The organism is Propionivibrio dicarboxylicus, assembly GCF_900099695.1.
Lineage (GTDB): Bacteria > Pseudomonadota > Gammaproteobacteria > Burkholderiales > Rhodocyclaceae > Propionivibrio > Propionivibrio dicarboxylicus.
On the sequence record NZ_FNCY01000029.1, the window covers coordinates 1 to 22592 of the forward strand.

Annotated in this window: 22 protein-coding genes and 1 other RNA gene; 8 read left to right on the forward strand and 15 right to left on the reverse strand. The window is 63.9% G+C overall.

Annotation, left to right across the window (positions count from 1 at the left end; translation table 11 throughout):
• Positions 1 to 160: 160 nt before the first annotated feature.
• From BLR25_RS20130 to BLR25_RS20160, 7 genes are all read right to left on the reverse strand, one after another.
• Entirely contained in the window at positions 161 to 1570 is a 1410-nt protein-coding gene (locus BLR25_RS20130; protein WP_091940502.1) for a short-chain fatty acid transporter, read from the reverse strand.
• Between the two features lie 72 nt (positions 1571 to 1642).
• Complete coding sequence (locus tag BLR25_RS20135; protein WP_091940505.1) at positions 1643 to 2296, reverse strand: 3-oxoacid CoA-transferase subunit B; 654 nt, start codon at positions 2294 to 2296, stop codon at positions 1643 to 1645.
• A gap of 1 nt (position 2297) precedes the next feature.
• Entirely contained in the window at positions 2298 to 2963 is a 666-nt protein-coding gene (atoD, locus tag BLR25_RS20140; RefSeq protein WP_176786002.1) for an acetate CoA-transferase subunit alpha, read from the reverse strand.
• A gap of 143 nt (positions 2964 to 3106) precedes the next feature.
• Positions 3107 to 4513: a sigma 54-interacting transcriptional regulator gene (locus tag BLR25_RS20145; RefSeq protein ID WP_091940507.1), complete on the reverse strand. Its 1407-nt coding sequence runs from the start codon at positions 4511 to 4513 to the stop codon at positions 3107 to 3109.
• A complete protein-coding gene (gene atoS / locus BLR25_RS20150; RefSeq protein WP_143009946.1) occupies positions 4510 to 6360 on the reverse strand; it encodes a two-component system sensor histidine kinase AtoS in 1851 nt (616 codons plus the stop codon). Before atoS ends, BLR25_RS20145 begins: the two co-directional genes overlap by 4 nt.
• A gap of 141 nt (positions 6361 to 6501) precedes the next feature.
• Positions 6502 to 7560 carry a CobW family GTP-binding protein gene (locus BLR25_RS20155; protein ID WP_091940512.1) on the reverse strand — a complete coding sequence of 353 codons (1059 nt, stop codon included), beginning with the start codon at positions 7558 to 7560 and terminating at the stop codon, positions 6502 to 6504.
• Positions 7561 to 7594: 34 nt separating this feature from the next.
• Positions 7595 to 8992 carry an aminotransferase-like domain-containing protein gene (locus BLR25_RS20160; RefSeq protein WP_091940514.1) on the reverse strand — a complete coding sequence of 466 codons (1398 nt, stop codon included), beginning with the start codon at positions 8990 to 8992 and terminating at the stop codon, positions 7595 to 7597.
• 79 nt (positions 8993 to 9071) lie between these two features.
• Here BLR25_RS20160 and BLR25_RS20165 point away from each other — a divergent pair, with 79 nt between their 5' ends.
• Entirely contained in the window at positions 9072 to 10256 is a 1185-nt protein-coding gene (locus BLR25_RS20165) for an aminotransferase-like domain-containing protein (RefSeq protein ID WP_218122832.1), read from the forward strand.
• Positions 10257 to 10258: 2 nt separating this feature from the next.
• Here the strand turns inward: BLR25_RS20165 and BLR25_RS20170 are convergent, their stop codons facing one another.
• On the reverse strand, positions 10259 to 10699 hold the full coding sequence (locus BLR25_RS20170; RefSeq protein WP_091940518.1) for a C-GCAxxG-C-C family protein: 441 nt from the start codon (positions 10697 to 10699) through the stop codon (positions 10259 to 10261).
• 140 nt (positions 10700 to 10839) lie between these two features.
• Here BLR25_RS20170 and BLR25_RS20175 point away from each other — a divergent pair, with 140 nt between their 5' ends.
• The gene (locus BLR25_RS20175; RefSeq protein WP_176786003.1) at positions 10840 to 12267 is read left to right on the forward strand and encodes a hypothetical protein; all 1428 of its coding nucleotides are present in this window, start codon (positions 10840 to 10842) and stop codon (positions 12265 to 12267) included.
• 57 nt (positions 12268 to 12324) lie between these two features.
• On the opposite strand, the gene BLR25_RS20180 is transcribed toward BLR25_RS20175, so the two are convergent.
• Entirely contained in the window at positions 12325 to 13293 is a 969-nt protein-coding gene (locus tag BLR25_RS20180) for a gluconeogenesis factor YvcK family protein (RefSeq protein ID WP_091940522.1), read from the reverse strand.
• A 94-nt stretch (positions 13294 to 13387) separates the two neighbouring features.
• Here BLR25_RS20180 and BLR25_RS20185 point away from each other — a divergent pair, with 94 nt between their 5' ends.
• Positions 13388 to 14341, forward strand: coding sequence for a DMT family transporter (locus tag BLR25_RS20185; RefSeq protein ID WP_091940524.1), 954 nt, complete (start codon positions 13388 to 13390; stop codon positions 14339 to 14341).
• On the opposite strand, the gene BLR25_RS20190 is transcribed toward BLR25_RS20185, so the two are convergent.
• Positions 14316 to 15227, reverse strand: coding sequence for a LysR family transcriptional regulator ArgP (locus BLR25_RS20190; RefSeq protein ID WP_091940526.1), 912 nt, complete (start codon positions 15225 to 15227; stop codon positions 14316 to 14318). The genes BLR25_RS20185 and BLR25_RS20190 overlap by 26 nt on opposite strands.
• Positions 15228 to 15318: 91 nt before the next feature.
• Here BLR25_RS20190 and BLR25_RS20195 point away from each other — a divergent pair, with 91 nt between their 5' ends.
• Positions 15319 to 15939: a LysE/ArgO family amino acid transporter gene (locus BLR25_RS20195; RefSeq protein WP_091940564.1), complete on the forward strand. Its 621-nt coding sequence runs from the start codon at positions 15319 to 15321 to the stop codon at positions 15937 to 15939.
• Here BLR25_RS20195 and BLR25_RS20200 read toward each other — a convergent pair.
• From BLR25_RS20200 to ssrA, 3 genes are all read right to left on the reverse strand, one after another.
• A complete protein-coding gene (locus BLR25_RS20200) occupies positions 15936 to 16457 on the reverse strand; it encodes an O-acetyl-ADP-ribose deacetylase (RefSeq protein ID WP_091940528.1) in 522 nt (173 codons plus the stop codon). The two genes, BLR25_RS20195 and BLR25_RS20200, sit on opposite strands and share 4 nt — an antisense overlap.
• A 5-nt stretch (positions 16458 to 16462) precedes the next feature.
• The gene (locus BLR25_RS20205) at positions 16463 to 17320 is read right to left on the reverse strand and encodes an MBL fold metallo-hydrolase (RefSeq protein ID WP_091940566.1); all 858 of its coding nucleotides are present in this window, start codon (positions 17318 to 17320) and stop codon (positions 16463 to 16465) included.
• Positions 17321 to 17347: 27 nt separating this feature from the next.
• Positions 17348 to 17686, reverse strand: a transfer-messenger RNA (tmRNA) gene (gene ssrA / locus BLR25_RS20210).
• 185 nt (positions 17687 to 17871) lie between these two features.
• Here ssrA and BLR25_RS20215 point away from each other — a divergent pair.
• Together BLR25_RS20215 and BLR25_RS20220 are read left to right on the forward strand one after the other, a co-directional pair.
• Complete coding sequence (locus BLR25_RS20215) at positions 17872 to 18366, forward strand: Crp/Fnr family transcriptional regulator (RefSeq protein ID WP_091940530.1); 495 nt, start codon at positions 17872 to 17874, stop codon at positions 18364 to 18366.
• The gene (locus BLR25_RS20220) at positions 18363 to 19235 is read left to right on the forward strand and encodes a dipicolinate synthase subunit DpsA (RefSeq protein ID WP_091940532.1); all 873 of its coding nucleotides are present in this window, start codon (positions 18363 to 18365) and stop codon (positions 19233 to 19235) included. Before BLR25_RS20215 ends, BLR25_RS20220 begins: the two co-directional genes overlap by 4 nt.
• Here BLR25_RS20220 and BLR25_RS20225 read toward each other — a convergent pair.
• Positions 19232 to 19837, reverse strand: coding sequence for a protein-methionine-sulfoxide reductase heme-binding subunit MsrQ (locus BLR25_RS20225; RefSeq protein ID WP_091940544.1), 606 nt, complete (start codon positions 19835 to 19837; stop codon positions 19232 to 19234). The genes BLR25_RS20220 and BLR25_RS20225 overlap by 4 nt on opposite strands.
• A gap of 11 nt (positions 19838 to 19848) precedes the next feature.
• Entirely contained in the window at positions 19849 to 20838 is a 990-nt protein-coding gene (gene msrP, locus BLR25_RS20230; protein WP_091940546.1) for a protein-methionine-sulfoxide reductase catalytic subunit MsrP, read from the reverse strand.
• Positions 20839 to 20984: 146 nt separating this feature from the next.
• Between msrP and BLR25_RS20235 the strand changes: the two genes are divergently transcribed.
• Together BLR25_RS20235 and BLR25_RS20240 are read left to right on the forward strand one after the other, a co-directional pair.
• Complete coding sequence (locus BLR25_RS20235) at positions 20985 to 21932, forward strand: DMT family transporter (protein WP_143009947.1); 948 nt, start codon at positions 20985 to 20987, stop codon at positions 21930 to 21932.
• A complete protein-coding gene (locus BLR25_RS20240; RefSeq protein WP_091940550.1) occupies positions 21929 to 22390 on the forward strand; it encodes a CreA family protein in 462 nt (153 codons plus the stop codon). The genes BLR25_RS20235 and BLR25_RS20240 overlap by 4 nt, the downstream gene beginning before the upstream one ends.
• The last annotated feature ends 202 nt before the right edge of the window (positions 22391 to 22592 follow it).

The window sequence follows — 22592 nt, forward strand, 5'->3', positions numbered from 1 at the left end:
TGCCCAGTTCTTCCGGCGCCAGTCCGCCCAACGATCCGCCAAAACTGCCGACCGGCGACCGGACGGCGCTCAATGCAAATACTTCCTTGCTCATGATCAACCCTTCAGAAAATGGAGGAAGCGGCCACAACACGCTGTCGTGGCCGCCCGTTAAAACAGTTTAGCCGAGAACCGGCGGCACGTACGGCAGCGTCAAACCGAGCGCCCAGAGCAACAGCAATACCACCGGGGTGTGGAAAATCAACTGCAGCGTCGAATAACCAGCCAGATCGCGCGCCTTGACGCCGGTCAGACCCATCAGCGGCAGCATCCAGAACGGATTGATGAAGTTCGGCAATGCTTCGGCGGCATTGTAGACCTGCACCATCCACGCCAGATTGACGTGCAATTCGTTGGCAGCCTGCAACAGGTATGGCGCTTCAACGACCCACTTGCCACCGCCGGACGGCAGGAACAAGCCGAGGATCGCCGAGTAGATGCCGCCGACCAGCGGCAGCGTTTCCTTCGTCGAAATCGACACGAAGAAATGCGCCAGTACTTCGTTCAAACCGGAGCCCATCAGCACGCCGAAAATACCGGCATAAAGCGGGAATTGCAGCAGCACGCCACCGGTCATCGGCACCGACTTGGCGGCAGCGCGCAGGAAGGAGCGCGGCGTCCAGTGCAGTAGCATGCCGGCAATCAGGAACATGAAGTTATAGGTATTGAGGTCGAGTGCTGCCAAGCCGCCCTTGGTGCTGAAGACGTCGTAGAGGTAGACCAAACCGAGGGCAACGATCACCAGCGTCAGAACCGGGCTGAATTCGAGCTTTTCGCCCGGCGTCTGCGGCGTGCCGATGTCTTCGTTTTCTTCCTTGTAGGTGATGCCGGCCATTTCGACCGTTTTCGCCTTGTCGGCCGTCGGCGTCGAGGCATAGCAGATCCACACGGAGAGGATCAGCAACACGACGATCATGACGAGGTTCTGCCAGGTGAACAGCGTGTCGGCCAGAGCGATGACGCCGCTGATCTTGAGCAGCGCCGGCGGGATCGAGCCCTTGGTCGCCATCAGCAGGGCGGCCGACGAAGACAAGCCGAGCGCCCAGATACTGCCGAGACCAAGATAGCCGGCCGCACCCATCGCACGGTAATCGACCCCGGCAACACGCTTGCTGACTTCACGCATCAGGATGCCGGCGAAGATCAGGCTGAAGCCCCAACTCAGCAACGAAGCGATCATCGCCACGAAAGCGACATAGGCCACCGCTACCTTTGGCGTTTTCGGGAATTGCGCCAGCCACATGATGATTTTGCGCACTGGCGGCGAGACGGCGACAATATAGCCGCCGATCACGACGAACGCCATTTGCATGGTGAACGGGATCAGATTCCAGAATGATTTGCCGAAATCCACCGACACCTGGGCCGGTGTACGGCCCATCGCCAATGCGGCAATGACAACGACAAGCACGGCGATCGCCGCGAACACGTAGGCGTCGGGGAACCACTTCTCGGCCCAGTTGGCGAGCGACGCGCCCATGCGCTGCATCGCGCCTTCTTCCTCTTGGATGGGTCTGTTTTCCTGACTCATGGTTTCACTCCTTGACTCCAATTCGAGATTGGATGATTGATGATGACTACGAATGACTGCTTTCTTATTCACTCACGCCGGCAAACACATTTCGCGGCACTCCGGGCTGACGACATAGTCGGCCTCGGTCTTGGCACGGATCTCGTCGAGGCTCACGCCCGGCGCCGTTTCGGTCAGCACCAGCTGGCCGTCGACGAAACGGAAGAACGCGAGTTCGGTGGCAATGGCCGTCACCTTCCCCGCCGCCGTCAGCGGCAGTTCGCAGCGCTTCAGGATCTTCGCCCCGCCGTCTTTCGTCGCGTGCTCCATGGCGACAATCACCTGTTTCGCTCCGGTCACCAGGTCCATCGCGCCGCCCATGCCCGGAATCATCTTGCCCGGCACCATCCAGTTCGCCAGATTCCCCTCCTGGTCGACCTGCAAGCCGCCCAGCACGGTGGCATCGACATGCCCGCCGCGGATGATCGCGAATGACATCGCGCTATCGAAGAAGGCCGTTCCCGGCACCATTCCGCAGGCCTTGCCACCGGCATTGACGAGATCCGGCAGCGGCTCGCCTTCGAGCGGGCCCATGCCGAGAAAGCCGTTCTCCGACTGCAGCGTGATATGCACGTCCGTCGGCAGATAGTCCGGAATCAGCGTCGGCAGCCCGATCCCGAGATTCACCACATCGCCATCTTTCAGTTCCTGCGCGACACGCGCAGCGATCAGTTTCTTCGCATCCATTTCAGCACTCCCCGCTCAAAATCAGCGCATCCACCAGGACGCCCGGTGTCATGACGAGATCCGGTTCGATCTCGCCGGCGGCGACGATGCTGTCGGCTTCGACCGCGACAAAATCGGCGGCCAGCGCCATCAAGGGATTGAAATTGCGCGCCGCGCGCCGATAGACGAGATTGCCCTTTTCGTCGGCGATATGCGCCTTGAGAATCGCGAGGTCGGCACGCAAGCCACGCTCGACGAGATACTCGACGCCGTCGAAGCTGAGCTTGGTCTTGCCCTCCTCGACGATCGTGCCGACACCGGTCGGCGTGAGCACGCCGCCAAGGCCGGAACCGCCGCAGCGGATACGTTCGGCCAGCGTGCCCTGCGGCACGAGTTCGACCTCGATCTCGCCGGCGATCATCTGCCGCCCGGTTTCGGCGTTGGTGCCGATGTGCGAGGCGATCACTTTCTTCACGCGCCTGGCGGCAATCAGCCGGCCGATGCCAATGTCAGGCGTCGCCGTATCGTTGCCGATGATGGTCAGGTCCTTGATGCCGGCGTCGAGAATTTCCTGGACGATGCCGAGCGGCGTGCCGACGGCCAGGAAGCCGCCGAACATGATGCTCATGCCATCCTTCAGTTTCGGACGCAAGTCTGCATGCGTCATGCGCTTGCTGGGGGCACTCATGGTGATTTCCACTCCTTGTCTTGGGTTTTTTCCAAGGAGCGTATGCAGAATGCGTGCCTGGCGCCGCTTCCGGCTCAAACCACGACAGGCACGTGACTTAGCGGCGCCTCAAGCGTCCACTCTCCGGCGCCCACTGCGCAATTTCATTCACAGGCCGCGACAGCTTCTGCGCAGTCGTCGCCGTCAAGATCGAGTTCGTGCAGCTTGTACAGCAGCGCGCGCCGGCTGATGCCAAGTTCATTGGCCGTGCGCGAACGATTGCCGAGATTGCGTTCAAGCGCCTGCTGGATGATGCGCGCTTCGAAGGCGCGGACCTGTTCCTTGAGCGTCTTCGCCGAGGCCTCGTCGCCGGCAAGCGGCGCCTGCCGCGTCGCCTGCACCACCGACAGCGGCAGATCCTCGGCCAGGACCATGTTGCCGGACCCCATGACGACCGCCCGCTCGACTGCGTTCGACAGTTCGCGCACGTTGCCTGGCCAGGAATAGCGCTGCATTACCGCCAGTGCATGGTCGTCGAAATCGTCGATCTCGCGCCCATGTTCGGCCGTGAATTTACGCAGGAAGTGCGCGGCGAGCAGCGCGATGTCGGTCGGCCGGTCGCGCAGTGGCGGCACCGACAGGCTGACGACGTTGAGCCGGTAAAACAGGTCCTGACGGAAGGTGCCGGCCGCGACCATCGCGGCCAGATCGCGGTTGGTCGCCGCGACCAGTCGCACATCGACCTTCAGCGTTTTTTCGCCGCCCACCCGTTCGAATTCGCGATCCTGGATGACGCGCAGCAGCTTCACCTGTAATGCCAGCGGCAATTCACCGATCTCGTCGAGGAACAAGGTGCCGCCATCGGCATGCTCGAAGCGGCCTGTACGGCGAGCCACCGCGCCAGTGAACGCTCCCTTTTCGTGGCCGAAAAACTCGCTTTCGAGCAGACCTTCCGGGATCGCACCGCAATTGACCTTGACGAAGGGATGCTGCGCCCGCGTGCTGTTGTAATGCAGCGAGGCTGCCAGCAATTCCTTGCCGACACCGCTCTCGCCGTGGATCACCACCGAGGCGTTGCTCGAGGCGATGCGCGAGACCGAGTCGCACAAGGCCAGCATGGCCGGATCGTTGGTGATGATGCGGTCGAAGCGGTAGGTTTCCGAGAGTTCGTGCTGCAGACTGCGGATTTCGCGCCGCATTTCACGCATCTGGTAGGCACGATTGACGAGCAGCCCGATCTCGGCGAGGTCGAAAGGCTTGATGACGAAATCGAAGACGCCGTTCTTGATCGCCTGCACGGCCGTATCGAGGTCGGCATAGGCCGTCATCAGGATCACCGTCGCGCCCGGCCGCAATGCCAGCATCTCCCGCATCGCCTCGATGCCCGACAGGCCCGGCATGCGGATGTCCATCAGGACGATGTCGGGCGAGCCGCTGCGAAACAGCGCCAGGCCCTCTTCGCCGTCGCGCGCGGTGGCCGTCTGGAAGCCTTCGCGGGCGAGCACGGCGGCCAGCATGCGCCGGATGCTTTCGTCGTCATCGACGATCAGGATCTGATAATCGGCTTTCATGGTTCCTTCGTCTCTCCGGCCAGCGGCAGAACCAGCGTCACGGAACACCCTTGTCCCTCGACGCTGTCGATTTCGATCCTGCCCTGATGCCCATCGACGATTCGCCTTGCAATTGCCATGCCCAACCCTGTTCCCGACGGTTTGGTCGAGAAGAACGGATCGAAAATCCGCTCGCGCAGCGCTTCAGGGATGCCGCAGCCGCTGTCGCTGACGATCAGCCGGACCTGATCCGCCTCGCCGACCGACCGGATGCGAATGATGCCGGCATCGCCGATCGCCTGGACGGCGTTCACAAAGATATTGAGCAGCACCTGCTTGATGCGGCCGCGGTCGATCTCCACCGGCGGCAAGGCCGGGTCGAGCGCCAGTGAAAACTCGATGTGCGCTTCGCCGGCGCTTTCGCGCGCCAGCCGCACAGTCTCCTCGACCAGCGCATTGAAATCGGTCGGCAGGCGGTGCAGCGGCAGAGGACGGACAAGGTCGAGCAATTCGGAAACAATGCGATTCAGGCCATCGACTTCGCGGATGATGACGCCGCCGTATTCTCGCCACTCGGCTGGATCGGACGAGCCCTGCAGATACTGGACGAAACCGCGGATCGAGGTCAGCGGTGTGCGCAATTCGTGGGCGATGCCGGCGACCATCTCGCCGATCAGGGCCAGCCGTTCGTTCTGCGCCACCTGTCGCTGCAAGGCGTAGCGTTCGCTGACATCGCGGATGATGGCGACGACGCCGAGCGGCTTGCCGCGCCCGTCGAAGAGCAGGCTGGTACTTGCCAGCACGCGCGGCGTGCGATGCGCCAGCGGGTAATCGAGCTCGATGCCATGGTGTTCGCGCCCGGTCTGCAGCGTATCGACGATCGGGCTGGAAAAATTGACGTCGGGACGGAACAGCGCCGGGTAGGACTTGCCGACGACCTCGGCTGCCTCGCACTGGAACAGATCGCAACCGGCCGGATTGATGTACGAAACAAGATTGTCCGGACCGACGGTAATGACGGCATCGGCGAGGCTATCGAGGATGTTGTGGTGCATCGAGCGCGTCTCGAGCAACGCCCGCGCCAGGCCGTTGATCGCCTCGACGATTTCACCGATCTCGCCCTTGATCGGCGCGATTGGTGTGCCCAGGTCGAAGCGCAGGCGCAGGAGGCCGCTCTTGATTTTCTCGAGGTTGCTGGTCAACTGGGCGATGACGAAGAACATGACGACCAGCGACAGGCCGAAGCCGACCAGCGTCATCGTCTGCACGGCAAAGCGCATCGACCCGGCCTGGCGCTCGATGGCATCGACGAACTCGTTGGCCCAGATATAGCCGACGACCGTGCCGTCCTCAACGATCGGCAGCATCGCGTTCATGATGTTGCCGCGCACCTGGCCGCCGCTGACGGTCATCGGCGTGCCGCTGCGCATCACCTTCCAGCCCGGATGCTCGGGCGGAATCGTCATGCCGACGGTCTTGGCGTACTGGGCGCTCGGCCCGTAGGTGATGATGGCGTTGAGACCAAGATGAAAATAGCCGACGCCGACGCCGGGAAAGGCTTGCGCGACCTGGTCGCAATAATCACGCAAGCGGCTGTTCAGCAGGTCGATTGCCGCGTCGCGGCTCAGGGCGGCCCCGCCCTTTGCGGCGGCTAGGCCGCCGTAACCGCCGGCGTCCTTGAGATGCTGGGCAAGCAAGGCGTTGATCCCTTGCAGATGCTCCTGCTTTTCCTGCAAAAAGGCCTCGTGCGCATGCTCGCGCAAGACATAGCCAGTGGCGATGATCGGCAGGCCGACGATCGGCAATAGCACCAGCATCAACTGCAGGCGTAGCGACGACGGCCAGTAGCGGCGAAGAAAGGAGAACACGGCGAAATGCTGTCCGGATGACAAGGGAGATTGAGGCAGATACTACCGCAAGCGCCGCGCCGCCGTGCAGCCGCCGTGCCAATCGGATTGGCGCCTATTTCGATAGTGATCGTTGTCCGCGAGACCTAGCGAAATTGACGCTTAGCCGGCGAGCGGCCGCGCCTTGCAAAACAGCCGGAAGGCGTTGGCCACCACTTCGCGCGACAAGTCATTGACGATGAAGACAAGGCGGCTGTGACGGTCGGCGTACAAACCGGTCTCCGGCCAGGCCGTCAACGACGCCGACGGATAGCGGACGTGCTGCACGCACTGGATGACGCGCGGCTGCGGATCCCCGGCCACATGAATGAGGCCCTTGAGCCGCAACAGGCGGGTGCCGCAGGTGCCGAGCAGCACGTCGATGGCCTCGGTGAATTCGGCCCAAGCGAACGGCTCGGTGAATTCGAGGACGAAACTCTCGACCGCCTCGTCATGACGATTGACGTCATGATCGTGGTGATCGTGATGATGATGGTGTTGCGCCTGAACGGCGGCATCGGCGAGCCAGGCGGCGACCTCGGCCGGTTTGCTGTCGGGATCGAAGGCGCCGGCACCGAGCACGGCGCCCAGTGTCACCTGCCCCTGCGCCACGCGCCACTGCGGCGCACCGGGATTGAGCTCACGCAAGCGCTGCGACACGGCGTCGATCTCCTCGGGCGTGGCGAGATCGCACTTTGTCAGCAACAGGCGATCGGCCATCGTCGCCTGCTTGAGCGCCTCGGCATGTGCGCTGATCTGTGCGAGGCCATGCGTCGCCGAGACGCAGGTAATGACGCCGTCACCGCGAAAGCGCTCGGCAATGAAGGCATCTTCGTGCAGGCTCATCAACACCGGTGCCGGATCGGCGAGTCCCGTCGTCTCGATGAGGATGCGCGCCAACGGCGGAATCTCGCGGCGCAGACTGCGCATGAAGAGATCCTTGAGCGCACGCAGGAGATCGCCGCGCACCGAACAACACAGGCAACCGGCGCCGAGCAGCACGATGGTGTCATCGACCTTCTCGACCAGCAGATGATCGACCCCGACCTCGCCGAATTCGTTGATCAGCACGGCGGCACCGCACATTTCGGGACGCTGCAGCAGCGGATTAAGCACCGTCGTTTTTCCGGCGCCGAGAAAACCGGTCAATACGGTCACGGGAATGCGGCGGTCGGCGGTCATCGAATCATCCTGAACAAGCAAAAACGGGGCGTCATCATAACAGCGAACGCGCCGCTGCCGGCGTCACCGCCTGCACGACCGCACGTTCGAGCAGGCCGACGACGGTCGCCACTTCGTCCGGCGTCAGCGCGCCGAAGCCCATGCGAAAACAGTCGCTGCCGGTGAGGCCGTCCGCCCAGTAATCGGCACCGGGCGTAAGCTGCACCCCGAGCCTCGCGCACTCGCCAAGGAAGCGAGTCGTGTCGATCCCCGGCGCAAGCCGCCCGAGCAGACAGAAACCACCAAACGGCCCCGCAAACGTGATGGCCGGGGCAAGGCGCGCCACAGCGTCCGAGAGACACTGTCGCACCGCGACATAGCCCGGCCGCACACGCTCAAGATGGCGCTGATAGCCGCCTTCAGAGAGGAATGCCGCGAGGGCGCGTTGCAGCAAGGCCGAGCAGCCGAGGTCGTCGGCGACCTTGAGCGCCAGCAGGCGCGCAATCAGCGCCGGCTCGGCCGACACGCCGGCGAGACGCAGCGCCGGCAGAAGCGTTTTGGAAAAGGTGCGGACACGAACGACCCGGGCGCCGGGATACTCGCCGGTCAGCGCCGCCAGACGCGGCAGGGCTTGCCCGGGCGCTTCGAGATCGCCCAGGTAATCATCCTCGATCAACCAGGCGCCACCCTGCTGCGCCGCGGCCAGTACGCGACGACGAGCGGCTTCGGACCAGCTGCGGCCGGTCGGATTGGCATGCGTCGGGCAACAATAAAAGGCCGCGACCCGTCCCGGTTCGGCGAGCACCTTCAGCGCCTCCGCATCCGGCCCGTCCTCGCCGACCGCCAGCGGCACCAGCGTCGCGCCGGCACCGGCAAAGGCCAGACGCGCGCCGGGATAACACGGGTCCTCGACAGCCACGACCGTACCGACCGGCCAGACCCGTCCGAGCAGACTGAGCGCCTGCTGCGCGCCGGAGGTGATCAGCAGGCTGCTGGCCGGATCGACGTCGATGCCCAGCGTTCGGTCGAAAGCGGCGATCGCCTCGCGCAGCGCCCGCTCGCCCCGATATTCGGCATAACCGCCGGCCGCCGGGTCCTGGGCGACCTCGCCGATCAGGCGCGCGCATTCGGCCACCGGATGCCGACGCAGGTCGGGCTCGATGCGGTTGAGTTCGAAGCCGCGCCGTTCGCTGGCCGGCGTGACCGGTACGCCGGTCACGCGAACGCCCGAGCGCGGCAGCGCCGTCGCCAGTCCGGTCGCGCACAGGTCGCGATACGCGGCGGCGACCGTCACCGGGCTGACGCCGAGACGTCCGGACAAGGCACGCACCGACGGCAGCACGGTCCCGGTGCTCAGGCGACCGTCACGAATCGCCCCGGCATACGCCGACGCGATCTGGGTACGCAAGGGTTCGGCGGCCTCACGGTCAATCTGTACTGTCACAGAAATCATACAAAACCCCGGATTTGTTATTGTCTGTACTGTATCACGACCGTACAATTTATTGACCCGTTTTCATCAGGAGCCCGACGTGTCCACTCGCTTTTCCGACCGCATGCGCAGCATGAAGCCCTCGACCATCCGCGAAATGCTCAAGATGACCGAGCGTCCCGACGTCATCTCCTTCGCCGGCGGGCTGCCGGCGCCGGAACTGTTTCCGGTCGACGATATCCGCGTCGCCGCCGAGCGCGTCCTCGTCGAGGCCGGCGCCCAGGCGTTCCAGTACGGCGTGACACAAGGCATCGCGCCGCTGCGCGAACAGATCGCCGTCGAAATGGCCGATCGCGGCATTGCCTGCGATGCCGACGACATCCTGATCACCACCGGCTCGCAGCAAGGGCTCGACCTCGTCGGCAAGATCTTCATCGACGCCGGTGACGCGATCCTCACCGAGAATCCTACCTACCTTGCGGCAATCCAGTCGTTCCAGTGTTTCCAGGCGCGTTTCCAGGCGGTGCCGACCGATGACGAAGGGATCATCCCCGAGGCCGTCGGCGAACTCGCCGCGCAAACGCGCTTCCGCTTCCTCTACGTCATCCCGAACTTCCAGAACCCGACCGGGCGCAGCCTGTCGCTGGCCCGGCGCCATCGACTGATGGACATTGCCCGCCGACATGACCTGACGATCATCGAGGACGACCCCTACGGACGGCTGCGTTATCGCGGCGAGCATTTGCCTCCGCTCAAGTCGCTCGACACCGACGGCCGCGTCATCTACCTCAGCACCTTCTCGAAGACCGTCGCGCCAGGATTCCGCACGGCCTGGGCGGTGGCCACCAAGGACGTGCTCGACAAGCTGATCATCGCCAAGCAGGCCGCCGACCTCCACACCTCGAGTTTCGACCAGTTGGTGCTCGATCGCTACCTGCGCGACTTCGACAACCGGAAACACGTCGCCCGCGTCTGCGCCGCCTATGGCGAACGCTACGGCGTCATGGCCGATGCGCTTGCCGCGCAGATGCCCGAAGGTTTTTCATGGACACAGCCCGAAGGCGGCATGTTCCTCTGGATGACCGGCCCGGAAGGCTTCGACACGCTGCCGCTCTTCCGCCGCGCGATCGAACACGGCGTCGCCTTCGTCCCCGGCGGCGATTTCTTCGTTGGCGACGAAGGTCGTCAGTGCCTGCGCCTCAACTTCTCGAACGCGCAGCCCGACGACATCCGTCGCGGCATTGAACGCCTCGCCGGTCTCTGCCGCGACAGCCTCGGGAACTGAACTCAGATCAGTTCGTCGGCGATCCGCGCCGCCGTCGCCACCGCCTTGACGCAGCGCTCGGCGCGTAGCGTCTGGGCGCGCTGCGGATCGTCCTTGTAAGCCTGCGAACTCACATTGATGCCGAGGATCTCTTCGCAGGTCCGCCCGCCCATTTCGGCGCTGAATTTTTCGAGCAGCGTTCGACCGCGCGCGTAGGTGTTCGCCTTGTCGTCGGTATTGGCCGGATCGGCCATGCCATGACGCAGCGAAATCGCCAGCAAAGCCCCCTGCGCGGCGCCGCAGGTTCCGGTCCCGCAACCGCAGGTTCCGCCACCGAAGGCCGTGGCGAGTTTCAGCGCGTCCTTCTCGGCGAGCAACTGCGGCGGACAGAAAGGCACGAACACCGCCTGGCTGCAATTGAAATTCCGTTGGTACAGATCAACCGCCTGTTCTTCCTTGCTCATGCGCCTCTCCAAAAAACAACGACTGTTTATGTTCACAAGACCACACCAGCATAAAGGACATTGACATCTAATTAGTTTATCCTAATATTCTCTCATGGCATTCCACAGGAAGAATGCCATATAACGACGGGAGAATAGTAATGGTCAAACGCTGCCTGCAAACCTGGGCGAGTGCGCTGGCGCTCGTCCTCTTCACCGGCACCGCTCTCGCCCAGTCGGGCGCGGAAGGCGCACTCTGGGAAAACCGCCACGTTACGAAGCACGTCAAGTCGTACGAGGGAACCAAGACCTGCCTCGAATGCCATGACCAAGAGGCAGCAGACGTTTTCAAGTCGGTTCACTACCAGTGGAAGGCGGCTGCGCCCAACATCAGCAACGCCAATGGGCGCCAGATCGGCAAGATCAACGCGACCAACGATTTCTGCACCAATCCGTCGGTCAGCTGGATCGGCATCGTCACCAACGACGAAGGCAAGGTCATCGGTAACGGTTGCGCCAAGTGCCACGTCGGCCTCGGCAAAAAACCGACACAGGAAATGACACAGGCACAGCTTGAAAATATCGACTGTCTGGTCTGCCACGCCAACAACTACCGGCGCGAAGTCGTCAAGAAGGCCGACGGCAGCCTGACCTGGCAGCCGAACGCACTCGGCAACCCGGCACAGATGCTGTCGATCGCGCAGAACGTCGGCAAGCCCAGCAATGAAGTCTGCATGCGCTGCCACGTCGGCTCTGGCGGCGGCCTGAACTTCAAGCGCGGCGACATCGAAACGGTGCATGCCAACGCCGACCGCACTTTCGACGTGCATATGGGCAGCAACATGCAATGCATCCAGTGCCATAAATTCAAGGATCACAAGGTGCTGGGCGGCGGTACGCAGATGGGCGGCAAGGACAGCGGCGAAGCGCGTCCGCAGTGCGAGGGCTGCCACAAGGGCAAGGTCCACTCCAAGCCCGAATACGACAAGCACGCGAGCCGCGTCTACTGCACCACCTGTCATATTTCGAGCTTCGCCCGGCACGATCGCACCGACATGCGGCGCGACTGGAGCCATGCCGAGGAAGTCGTCGGCGAGGGCCGCTTCGAACCGAAGATCGAATTCGCCAAGGACGTGACGCCGGTCTACGCCTGGTGGAACGGCACCGGCAAGATCGCCCATCTCGAAGAACCCGTGCAAACCGGGGCAAACGGCAAGGTCTCGCTCTACACGCCGAACGGCTCGCGTCAGGACTCGAAGGCGCGTATCTACGCCTTCAAGTACCACACGGCCCGCCTGCCAATTGAGAAGGCAACAAACCTGATGGTGCCGGTGCAGGTCGGCCCGGTCTTCAAGACCGGCAAGATCGAGGTCGGCGTCAAGGGCGGCGCCAAGGCCTGGCTCGGTCGCGATGTCGGCGAAATCGCCTGGATAGAGACCGAACGCTACATGGGTATCTTCCACGAAGTCGAGCCGAAGGATAAGGCGCTCGTCTGCAAGGACTGCCATGAAGGCGGCAAGCGCCTCGACTGGAAGGCCCTCGGCTACGCCCGCGACCCGGCCATCGGCAAGAAGATCGCCAAACAGTAAGGATGCACGGCGTAGCGGCTGCGACCGACCGGGTCGCGGCCGCTACGCCGCTTTCGTTTACTTGATCCAGCCGCTGGCGAAATCCTCGACGGTCCGCGCCAGCTTTCTCGGGTCGTGGCGCAGGTAGTCGGTGGCGCTTGTGAAATCGCGCTCAACCAGCTTGATCCCCTTCCGGATCAGCGCATCCCGATCGCGCAGCACGACGGGCGACTTGCCTTCGGCCTGGTACTTGGCGACGAGGTCTGGACGCAGCTCGCCGCTATTGACGAGCACATAGTCGATCCGCCCCTCGCCGAGATAACGCTCAAGCACACGGACAAAATCCTCGACCGAAAAACCGCCGGTTTCGCCATACTTGGTCATGACGTTGCAGACATAGACGATCTTGGCGCGCGTCGTGCGCAAGGCATCGACCATGCCGGCGCAGAGCAGGTTGGGCACCAGGCTCGTGTACAGGTCGCCCGGCCCGATGATGATGTAATCGGAGTTCTCGATCGCCTCGCGCGCCCGCGGATTGAGGTGCCCGCCGCCAAGCAGAAAGGCGTCCCGGATGGGAATGTCGCCATCATGCTTGGGAATGTCGATATCGCTTTCGCCGACAATGCGTTCCCCATTTTCCAGGGTAACGCCGAGACTGACGTTGTCGAGCGTCACCGGAATGACCTTGCCATGGACGGCGAACATGTCCGAAAGCTCCTCGATGCCGCGCTCGAAATCGCCGGTAATCTCCGACAGCGCCGTCAGCAGCAGGTTGCCGACGGTGTGCCCGGCAATGCTGCGGCCTTCCTTGAAGCGGTACTCGAAGAGGCGGCGAACGACTTCGGTATCGTCGGACAAAGCGACGATGGCGCGCCGGATGTCGCCCGGCGGCAGAATGCCGAATTCATCGCGCAGCTCGCCGGTCGAACCACCCGAATCGGCGACGCTGACGATCGCCGCGAGGTTGAGCTGCCGATTCTTGCCGAGACCCGAAAGCACGTTGAAGGTGCCGGTGCCGCCACCGATGGTGGTGATGTTGCATTTCATGCGTTATCTCCCTGACATGGACGATTATACGCAGCAGGAAGGCGCAGCCGTAGACTCCGTATAATCGCCGCTCGACCCTCATCACCGCATCTTCATGGCAATCGGCCTCGCCTACGCACTCTTCGCCGGACTCACCTGGGGCGGCGTCTTTATCGCCCCCTTGCTGTTGCCGGAGTATCCGCCCGCCCTGCTCGCCGTCGGCCGCTACACCGCCTTCGGCCTCATCTGCCTGCCGCTTGCCGCAATGAGCCGGCGCAGCCTCGCCACGTTGACGCGCAGCGACTGGCGTGAAGCGCTCAAGCTCGCCGCGATCGGCAACCTGCTCTACTACCTCTGCCTTGCCAGCGCCATCCAGCGTGCCGGCGGTCCGCTGCCGACGATGATCATCGGCACTCTGCCGATCGTCATCGCGCTCGCCGCCAACCGGCGCAACCACCGGCGCGACGGACGCCTGCCCTGGCGCGCGCTGCTGCCGCCGCTGGTGCTGATCGCCGCCGGCATCGGCTGCGTCAATCACGCCGAAATGCGCGCCCTTGCGGCCGACGGGAACGTCGATCTCGGTCGCTATCTCAGCGGCGCCGTCTTCGCCCTCGGCGCTGTCGTCTGCTGGACCTGGTATCCGCTGCGCAATGCCGATTGGTTGCGCGCCCACCCCGACCGCAGTCCGCGCCTGTGGGCGACGGCGCAAGGCATCGCAACGCTGCCCCTGGCGCTGGCCGGCTATGCGCTGCTGTGGCTATTCATGGCCGTCGGCGATGATCCCTTCGTCATGCCACTTGGTCCCCGCCCGCTCTACTATTGCGGCCTGATGGCGGCGATCGGGCTGTTCGCCTCCTGGCTCGGCACGCTGTGCTGGAACGAGGCCAGCCAGCGCCTGCCGACGACGCTCGCCGGCCAGTTGATCGTCTTCGAAACGCTGGCCGCGCTGGCCTATGCCTTCATGCTGCGCGGCCGCTGGCCCGACGCGACCACCCAAGCCGGCATCGCACTCCTGATCGTCGGCGTTTCCTGGGGGCTACGCCTCAAACCGGAGACACCGGCGGCCTGAGCCCGCGCGCGGCGGCGCCGCGCACCGCCTGCGTCAGTCGGTCGAGCACCGGCGAGGCGAAGCGCCAGCGATGCCAGAACAGGGCGACATCAAGCGGATATCCCGGCGCGATATCGACGAGGTCGCCGACGGCCACTTGCTCACCGATAAAGCCCTCCGGCACCATGCCCCACCCGAGGCCGCTCTTCAGCGCTTCGAGAAAGCCCAGCGTCGACGGAATGAAATGCGTCGGTGGCGTCAACGCACGTTCGCCAAACTGACCAAGAAAGCGCACCGGCAACTCGTCCTTGCGATTGAAAGTCAGCATCGGCGCACGTGACAGCGACGCCGATGCAACTCCGTCGGGAAAATAACGATGAACGAATCCCGGCGTCGCCATCGCCCGATAGCGCATGATGCCGAGCGGCGCCACCGAACAGCCCTGAATCGCCTGCGGACTGGCGCTCACCGCCGCCATGACGCTGCCTTCGCGCAATAGCACCGCCGAGTGATCCTGATCCTCAACGCGCAGATCGACGACGACGGCCGCGTCAGTGAGTACTTCCTGACACGCCGACATGAACCAACTGTCGAGCGAGTCGGCATTCACCGCCAGCGGCAAGCGCAAAGGGCCGACCTCGGGACCGCCGCCGGCACCGATCTCGCCGAGCATTTCGGCTTCAAGCAGGCTGACCTGTTCGGCAAAACGTGCCAGGGCCTTGCCTGCCGGCGTCGGACGACAGGGCGTGCTGCGCTGCAACAGCACCTGTCCCATGCGCTCCTCGAGCAAGCGAATCCGCTGGCTGACCGCCGACGGCGTCACATGCAGCGCCTGCGCCGCCGCCTCGAAACTGCCGCTGCGCAACACGGCGGCAAAGGCCGCCAACTGGGCGTTATCCGTTTTCATAATTAAAAATTTCTAAGCTCTAATTAGAAACTTTAGTTTTTCTATTTTACCCGGAATGGCTAAGCTCCGAACAGACCCAGAGGAAATGATCATGAGCACCCACTTCTTCACCGGACTCCTTGCCGGACTCGTCTTTACCGTCGCCATCGGCGCCCAGAACGCCTTTGTGCTGCGTCAGGGCATACGCCACGAGCATGTGCTGCCGATCGCGCTGATCTGCTCGCTGGCCGACCTCGTGCTGATCGCCGCCGGCATCGGCGGCATCGGTCTCGTCCTGCAGCGGCATCCGGAACTGTTCACGCTCGCCTGCCATGCCGGCGCCGTTTTCCTGCTCGCCACGGGACTTTTCAGCGCCCGGCGTGCCTGTGCCGGACGAGAAGCGGTCATCGGCGGCGGCCGGCACCTGTCGCGGTCGTCGGCGATCCTGAGTTGCCTGGGCTTCACTTTCCTCAACCCGCACGTCTATCTCGACACAGTGATCATGCTCGGCACGCTCGGCAACCAGCATGGCCCGCAAGGTCGCTGGATCTTCGCCGCCGGCGCCGTCACTGCCAGCGTCGTCTGGTTCTTCTCGCTCGCCTACGGGGCCGGCCGACTGGCGCCTCTGTTCCGCCGTCCGACGGCCTGGCGGCTGCTCGATGCGGCGATCGCGCTGACGATGTTCCTGTTGGCCGTCGGCCTGCTCGGCGCCGGCGACGCGCTGCGCGCCTAGCGGGATTCGGCGTCGGCCGCGAGCAGACGCTGATAGACCTCGAAGTCGCCGGCAGAGAAACAGCAGAAAGTGACTTCGCCGATGGCCGGACAGTCGACCAGCGTCTGCCGCACCGTCGCCACGGCGAGTGCGGCCGCAGGCGCGAAGGGGTAAGCATAGACGCCGGTGCTGATGCAGGGAAAAGCCAGGCTCGCGAGCCCGTGCCGCTGCGCCAGTTGCAACGAATTGCGGTAACAGGCGGCCAGCGCCACCGGCTCGCCGTGCGTGCCGCCATGCCACACCGGTCCGACGGTGTGAATCACATGCGGGGCCGGCAGACGGTAACCGCGCGTCAGCCGCGCTTCGCCGGTCGGACAGCCGCCGATGGCGGCACATTCGGCCAACAGTTCGGGGCCGGCCGCCCGATGAATGGCGCCATCGACGCCGCCGCCACCGAGCAAGGAACTGTTGGCGGCGTTGACGATGGCATCGACCGACAGGCGCGTGATGTCGCCGCAAAACGCTTTCAGAATAGCCATGGCGATCAGGCCGATGCGAAGCTGATTTCGGTGCCGACGAAGGCCGGAATGAAGCGCTCGCCGAACGCCGCCTGCAGACGCGCCATCATCGAAAAGCCGGTGCAGTGGTTGGCGGCGACGAAATCGGGGGCGAATGCGACCAGTTGCGCCAGCGTCGCCTCCTGCTGCGCCGCGCCGACCGGTCCCAAGTGTGTGCCACCGATCCAGCCGTGCAGACGGGTACAGCTGGTCAACGCGAGACCGTGGCGCACGACATTGACGAGCCCCGAGTGCGTGCAGCCGCTGACCACGACGAGACCGCGCGGCGTCCGGCAAAAGACCGCCATATCGTCGGTCAACGGGTCCTGGCAGTCGCAGCCGCGGCCGGCATCGGGCGCGACCAGGCGCGCATCGCCGGTTTCGAAATCGGTCACGCGCGGCACCGAGCCGCTGAGCCACAGCCCCGGCGACCACTCGACCGGCGCCTCGACCCGCTGAAAATCGGCGCCGACTCCCTCAAGCCGCTCGACGCGCATCGGAATGCCGACGAAACGCCGCTCGCCACGCGACACCGAATATTTCTCGCCGAAGGCCTCGGCATGAACGAACACCGGCAGACGGCGACCGGCGCGTTCGAGCACATGCGGCAAGCCGCCGGCATGGTCGTAATGCCCGTGGCTGAGGACGATCGCATCGAAAGAGGACGGCGCGAAACCGAGCAAGCCGAGGTTGTGAGCGACGGCAGCGGTCTGCCCGGTATCGATCAGCAGACGCCGGCCATCGATTTCGAGCAGCATCGACAGGCCGTGCTCGCCGAGAAAGGGCTTCGGCGCATGCGTCGGCACCATGTTGTCGATCACCACTGTGACATTGGCATTGGTCATGCGCATCTCCCGATCCGGATCCGGAAATGACGACGGGGACCGAAGTCCCCGCCGGCTTTTCTTTGGTAACAAGGCTCAAGCAGCCTCGGCATAGGCCTTAAGCGGCCAGTGCGAAACGCTCATCGTTGGCGTTTGGAGATTTGCTTCATTAACGTCGATCGCCTGACGAGTTGCCTGCTTTCCTTCACTCACCCCGTCGAAACCGGTGCACCCCCACCTAAGAACACGACGCTGTCTTGCCGCAATGCGCTTAGGTGGAGGTGGCGGGAATCGAACCCGCGTCCGAAGCGCTTCCAGATTGCCGGAATTACAACCATGTCGCCAAGTATGGGGCCTGACCGTCCGAATTTCAAGGGCAGCCCGCCGGCCGGCCCTCCAATTCTCGCTTTCCCAGGCGTCTGTCACGGTGCTCTCATTGAGCCCAAAACCTTCCCTTTTAAGGCAAAGCGGAAAAATCCTAAGTCGTTTGGCATGGTCCTGAACTAGAATGATTCCGTAACGCACCGAAATCCTTCCCCCGGTGTTTGAACGACGCAAGAGAAAGACGCCTCGTGATCAACGCGGAATTCCAGTCACTGCTGGTCAAACTCATCGAACATGTCCCCGTCTTCGCCGGGCTGACGCCGCAGGAACTGCATGAACTCCTGAGCGGCGCCGAACGGCGACGCGTCGCTGCCGGACAAGCGATCATGCGACAGGGCGACAGCGGTCGCTTCATGTGCATCCTGATCGACGGCCAGGCCAGCGTCTCGAAACAGGGAAACGGCCATTTCACCCGTCACGAAGTCGGCATGCTCAGTCGCGGCGATTGCTTCGGCGAAATGGCACTCGTCGATCCGGCAGCACGCTCGGCGACCATCGAGGCTGCGACTGACTGCCTGCTGATCCGGATACAGGAAAGCGATTGCTGGCGGAATCCGGCGATCGCCTCGAAGGTCTACCGCAATATCGCCGTCATCCTGGCCCAACGCCTCCGCGACACCCAGGAATTGCTGATCCAGCGCGGCCTGCCCGCACAATCGGAAAGCGCCGGGCTTGCGTCATGACCGGCGCCAATCGCGACCACCCTGCCACGGCACCGGGCGAAGCGTCCACGCCCTCCCTACTCATCATCGGCGGTGACCGCCGCAACGCCTGCCTCGCCGCACACTTCGCCGCCGCCGGTCTTGCCGTTTGTACGCTGGCGCTCGACGAAAAATCGGTGATCCCGGCATGGAACGACCCGGTCTGGCAAAGCTTCAACGCAATCGTCGGCCCGATCCCGTTCAGCGAAGACGGTAAAACGCTGCATGCGCCGCTCCACGCCGAGAAAATCGCCATCGCCGACTTTCTCGACGCACTCGCCGAAACGGCAACGCTCTATGCCGGGACGCTGCCAGCTGACAGTCATCCCCGCTGCCGCACGGTCGACCTCACCAAGAACCTCGCGCTCTACGATCGCAACCTCGTCGCCACCGCCGAAGGCGTGCTGCAGACGCTGCTCAACCAGATCGAATTCACGCTCGCCGGCAGCGACATTCTGGTCGCCGGCTACGGCAAGGTCGGCAGGATCGTGGCGCAGCGCCTGAACGCGCTCGACGCCCGTGTGGCCGTCTATTCGGCCGATCCGCGCGAACGCGCGCGCATCCCGGCGTCCTTGCGCAGCACCGACCTCGCCGACCTCTCGGTGTATCGGATCGTCATCAACACGATCCCGGCCAGGGTCTTCGATGCCGGCAACCTGCCGACGCTCGACCGTAGCGCGCTCCTGCTCGACGTCTCCTCCTTCCCTGGCGGCGTCGACAGCAGTTTCGCGGCCAAAACCGGATTGCAACTGCTGCGCGCGCCGGGACTGCCGGGACGCAAGGCGCCGGAAACCGTGGCAGCGGCAATGAGCGAGGTCATCCTCGCCGATATCGGCCCAGGCAGACCCTAGCGGCGACGCCGGTCGGCGATCGCCCACCACACACGCACCCCGAGCAAGGTAGCGACGACACCGGCATAGATGCTGACCGTGCCGAAATCGTTCTTACCGGCCTTGTGCCAGACATAGTGCAAGATCGCCGCAATAGCGATGGCATAGACCAGGCGGTGCAGCTGCGCCCAGCGCCGCCCGAGCAGACGCATCATGGCGTGCGTCGAGGTCGCCGCCAGTGGGATGAGCATGACGAAAGCCAGCGCGCCAGCGGTGATGAACGGGCGCTTCAACACGTCCTGCCACATCGACGCGGGATCCAGCCCGCGATCGATCCAGACCCACAGCGCGGCGTGCAGCACGGCGTAGAAAAAGCAGTAAAGGCCGAGCATGCGGCGCAGTTTCAGCCAGCGCGGCTCACCCGACAGGCGCCGCAGCGGCGTGATCGACAAGGTCAGACAGAGAAAGACGAGCGCCCAGGTGCCGGTCGAGCGCGTCACGAACTCGAGCGGATTGGCGGTCAGCGCATCGTGCGCGCCGAGCCAGACGAGCCGCGCCAGCGGCAACAGGCTGGCGCAGAAGACGCCGAGCCGGAGCGCATCGAAGGGCGCGAATCGCGGCATAAGGACGATCGTCAGAAATTGACCCGCAGATCCATGCCGGCATACATCGCCGCCACCTGTTCGGCATAGCCGTTGAACATCAGCGTCTTGCGCTTGGGGGCGAACAGGCCGCCGCCCTCGCCGATGCGCACTTCCGAATCCTGGCTCCAGCGCGGGTGGTCGACGCTCGGATTGACATTCGCATAGAAGCCGTATTCCTTCGGCGCCGACACCGCCCAGCTGTTCTTCGGCTGCGTATCGGTGAAACGGATGCGCACGATCGACTTGGCGCTCTTGAAGCCGTATTTCCACGGCACGACGAGCCGCACCGGTGCGCCGTTCTGCTTCGGCAGTACTTCGCCGTAGAGCCCGAAGCCGAGCAGGGTCAGAGGATGCATCGCCTCGTCGAGGCGTAGGCCTTCGACATACGGCCAGTCGAGGATCGGCACCGAGACACCCGGCATCTGCTTCTTGTCGGCGAGCGTGAAAAATTCCACGTACTTGGCGCTACCGGTCGGCTCGACGCGACGGATCAGTTCGGCGAGCGGGATGCCGATCCACGGGATCACCATCGACCAGCCCTCGACGCAGCGCATGCGATAGACACGCTCCTCAAGCGACGCCAGCTTGAGCAATTCGTCGATGTCATAGACCTTCGGCCGCGCGACGAGGCCTTCGACGCTCACCGTCCACGGCCGTGTCTGCAGCGTGTGGGCATGTTTGGCCGGATCGGCCTTGTCGAGACCGAATTCATAGAAATTGTTGTAGCCGGTGACGTCCTTGTACGCGGTCGGCCGGTCCATAACGACGAACTGGCGATTGACCGTTGCCGCGAGCTTGCCGGCAGAGGGATTGGGCGATGCCGTCTGGGCGAAGGCGGCGCGCGAAAACCACGGCGCCAGCGCCGCACCGAAGGCCCCCGCAGCGGCGGCGCGAATCAGCGCGCGGCGCTGTTCGAAGACTTCGCGCGGGGTAATGTCGCTGGCCGGAATCTCCGACCCGAGCAGATCATGACGTTTCATTTTCGTTTCCTCGTCGTACGCTTTGCCAACCCGGCCGCGTCCGGTTTGCTAGAATCGCAGCACGGGCGCCGACCCTGCGGCTTGGAGCGCTGCGCCCGTCATTGGTTCCGGCCGCCGGCTGCGAACGCCACCGGAAAGACATCGAAGTGAATCCGCCCAAACACAGCCCCAAAGCCCTGCTCGCCGAAGGGGTTCTGCTGCTCGTCGCCATCGTCTGGGGTATCAACCCGCCCGTCATCAAGATCGGCCTGCAATATCTGCCGCCGCAACCCTACAACCTCGGCCGGCTCGTCGTCGCCAGCATCGTCTCGCTGATCGCGCTGTGGCTCTCGGGCACCTACCGGCGGCCGACGCGCGCCGACCTGTGGACGCTGGCGCGTATCAGCGCGCTGGGTTTCTTCGTCTTCCAGATCTGCATTTCCGAAGGCCTGCTGCGCACCACGGCCGGCAACGCCTCGTTCATCATGTGCCTGATGCCGGTCGGCGTGCTGCTGCTCAACAAGCTCTACGGCCTCGAAACGATCACGCGCGCCGTCCTCCTCGGCATCGCCTGCTCGATTTCCGGCGTGACGATGATCGTCGTCGGCACCGGCAAGGAGCTGAGCCTCGCCGGGCCACACCTCATCGGCACCGCGCTGGTCTTCCTTTCGCAGTTCGGCTACGCCTATTACACGGTGTTTTCGAAAGAATTGCTGAATCGTTATTCGACCTACCAGGTCACCGCCGGGCTGATGCTCTTCACCACCGCCCTGCTTTTCGCCGCGACGCTTCCCGACGCCCTCGCCGTGCGCTGGCTCGAAGTGCCGGCGGTCGCCTGGGGCAGCATCCTCTTTTCCGGCATCCTCGCGCTCTGCCTGTGCAATTTCCTGTGGATCTGGGGCACCGGCATCCTCGGCACCTCGCGCGTCGCCATCTTCAACAACATCTCGCCGATCTTCGCCGTCATTACCGCCTATTTCCTGCTCGGCGAGACCTTCGGCCTGCTTCAGACGGTCGGCGCCCTGTTCATCTTCGCCGGCGTCTACATCACGCGCAATCGTAATCGATTCGAGCCCGCCAAACCGGCGCCCGCTTCTTCAGGACAACAGCCATGACGCCACGCATCGCCCTCTCCCTGCTGCTGGCGCTGTCCGCCACGACCCTTCGTGCCGAACAGATCGGCTGCGTCACTACCGAGTGGAAACTGATCGGCGCCAACCACCGCGTCTGCGTCGAATCCTTCGTCGACCCCAAGGTGCCGGGCGTCACCTGTCACGTCAGCCAGGCACGCACCGGCGGCGTTGGCGGTTCGCTCGGCCTCGCCCAGGACCCGTCGCAGTTCTCGCTCGCCTGCCGCCAGACTGGACCGATCGTGCTGCCGGCGTCCTTGCCGAAGGATGCCGTCGTCTTCAGCGAGGACACGTCGATGCTGTTCAAGGAAACCCGCGTCATGCGCCTGTGGGACGAAGCCCACCGCACGCTCGTCTACCTCGCCATCAGCCGCAAGCTGATCAACGGCGCACCAGCCAACAGCATTTCGACGGTGCCGGTCATGCCCTGGGGCGAAAAATAAATTAGTCAAATGGAATCAACGGAACGGCGCTGATTCCGCGCAACGCAGACGCCACCAAGCCCAGACCATGCCAATGACATGGATGTGGCTTTGGCACGACAGCCGGCACCGCGTCTCCGGGCCAAACCGTTCTTTACATTCGCCAGCCGCGACACCCGCGATCAGATCGACTACACTTGTCCCTGCGACGTGCGCGTTGCAC

Bases quoted from the DNA above. Each gene is read 5' to 3' on its own strand.
- BLR25_RS20225 (WP_091940544.1), bottom strand. From the start codon at position 19,837: ATGCCGCGATTCGCGCCCTTCGATGCGCTCCGGCTCGGCGTCTTCTGC.
- BLR25_RS20190 (WP_091940526.1), bottom strand. From the start codon at position 15,227: ATGAAAACGGATAACGCCCAGTTGGCGGCCTTTGCCGCCGTGTTGCGC.
- BLR25_RS20145 (WP_091940507.1), bottom strand. From the start codon at position 4,513: ATGAAAGCCGATTATCAGATCCTGATCGTCGATGACGACGAAAGCATC.
- BLR25_RS20195 (WP_091940564.1), top strand. From the start codon at position 15,319: ATGAGCACCCACTTCTTCACCGGACTCCTTGCCGGACTCGTCTTTACC.
- msrP (WP_091940546.1), bottom strand. From the start codon at position 20,838: ATGAAACGTCATGATCTGCTCGGGTCGGAGATTCCGGCCAGCGACATT.
- BLR25_RS20135 (WP_091940505.1), bottom strand. From the start codon at position 2,296: ATGGATGCGAAGAAACTGATCGCTGCGCGTGTCGCGCAGGAACTGAAA.
- BLR25_RS20160 (WP_091940514.1), bottom strand. From the start codon at position 8,992: ATGATTTCTGTGACAGTACAGATTGACCGTGAGGCCGCCGAACCCTTG.
- BLR25_RS20130 (WP_091940502.1), bottom strand. From the start codon at position 1,570: ATGAGTCAGGAAAACAGACCCATCCAAGAGGAAGAAGGCGCGATGCAG.
- BLR25_RS20180 (WP_091940522.1), bottom strand. From the start codon at position 13,293: ATGAAATGCAACATCACCACCATCGGTGGCGGCACCGGCACCTTCAAC.
- BLR25_RS20185 (WP_091940524.1), top strand. From the start codon at position 13,388: ATGGCAATCGGCCTCGCCTACGCACTCTTCGCCGGACTCACCTGGGGC.
- atoD (WP_176786002.1), bottom strand. From the start codon at position 2,963: ATGAGTGCCCCCAGCAAGCGCATGACGCATGCAGACTTGCGTCCGAAA.
- BLR25_RS20200 (WP_091940528.1), bottom strand. From the start codon at position 16,457: ATGGCTATTCTGAAAGCGTTTTGCGGCGACATCACGCGCCTGTCGGTC.
- BLR25_RS20220 (WP_091940532.1), top strand. From the start codon at position 18,363: ATGACCGGCGCCAATCGCGACCACCCTGCCACGGCACCGGGCGAAGCG.
- BLR25_RS20205 (WP_091940566.1), bottom strand. From the start codon at position 17,320: ATGACCAATGCCAATGTCACAGTGGTGATCGACAACATGGTGCCGACG.
- BLR25_RS20175 (WP_176786003.1), top strand. From the start codon at position 10,840: ATGGTCAAACGCTGCCTGCAAACCTGGGCGAGTGCGCTGGCGCTCGTC.
- BLR25_RS20240 (WP_091940550.1), top strand. From the start codon at position 21,929: ATGACGCCACGCATCGCCCTCTCCCTGCTGCTGGCGCTGTCCGCCACG.
- BLR25_RS20170 (WP_091940518.1), bottom strand. From the start codon at position 10,699: ATGAGCAAGGAAGAACAGGCGGTTGATCTGTACCAACGGAATTTCAAT.
- BLR25_RS20155 (WP_091940512.1), bottom strand. From the start codon at position 7,560: ATGACCGCCGACCGCCGCATTCCCGTGACCGTATTGACCGGTTTTCTC.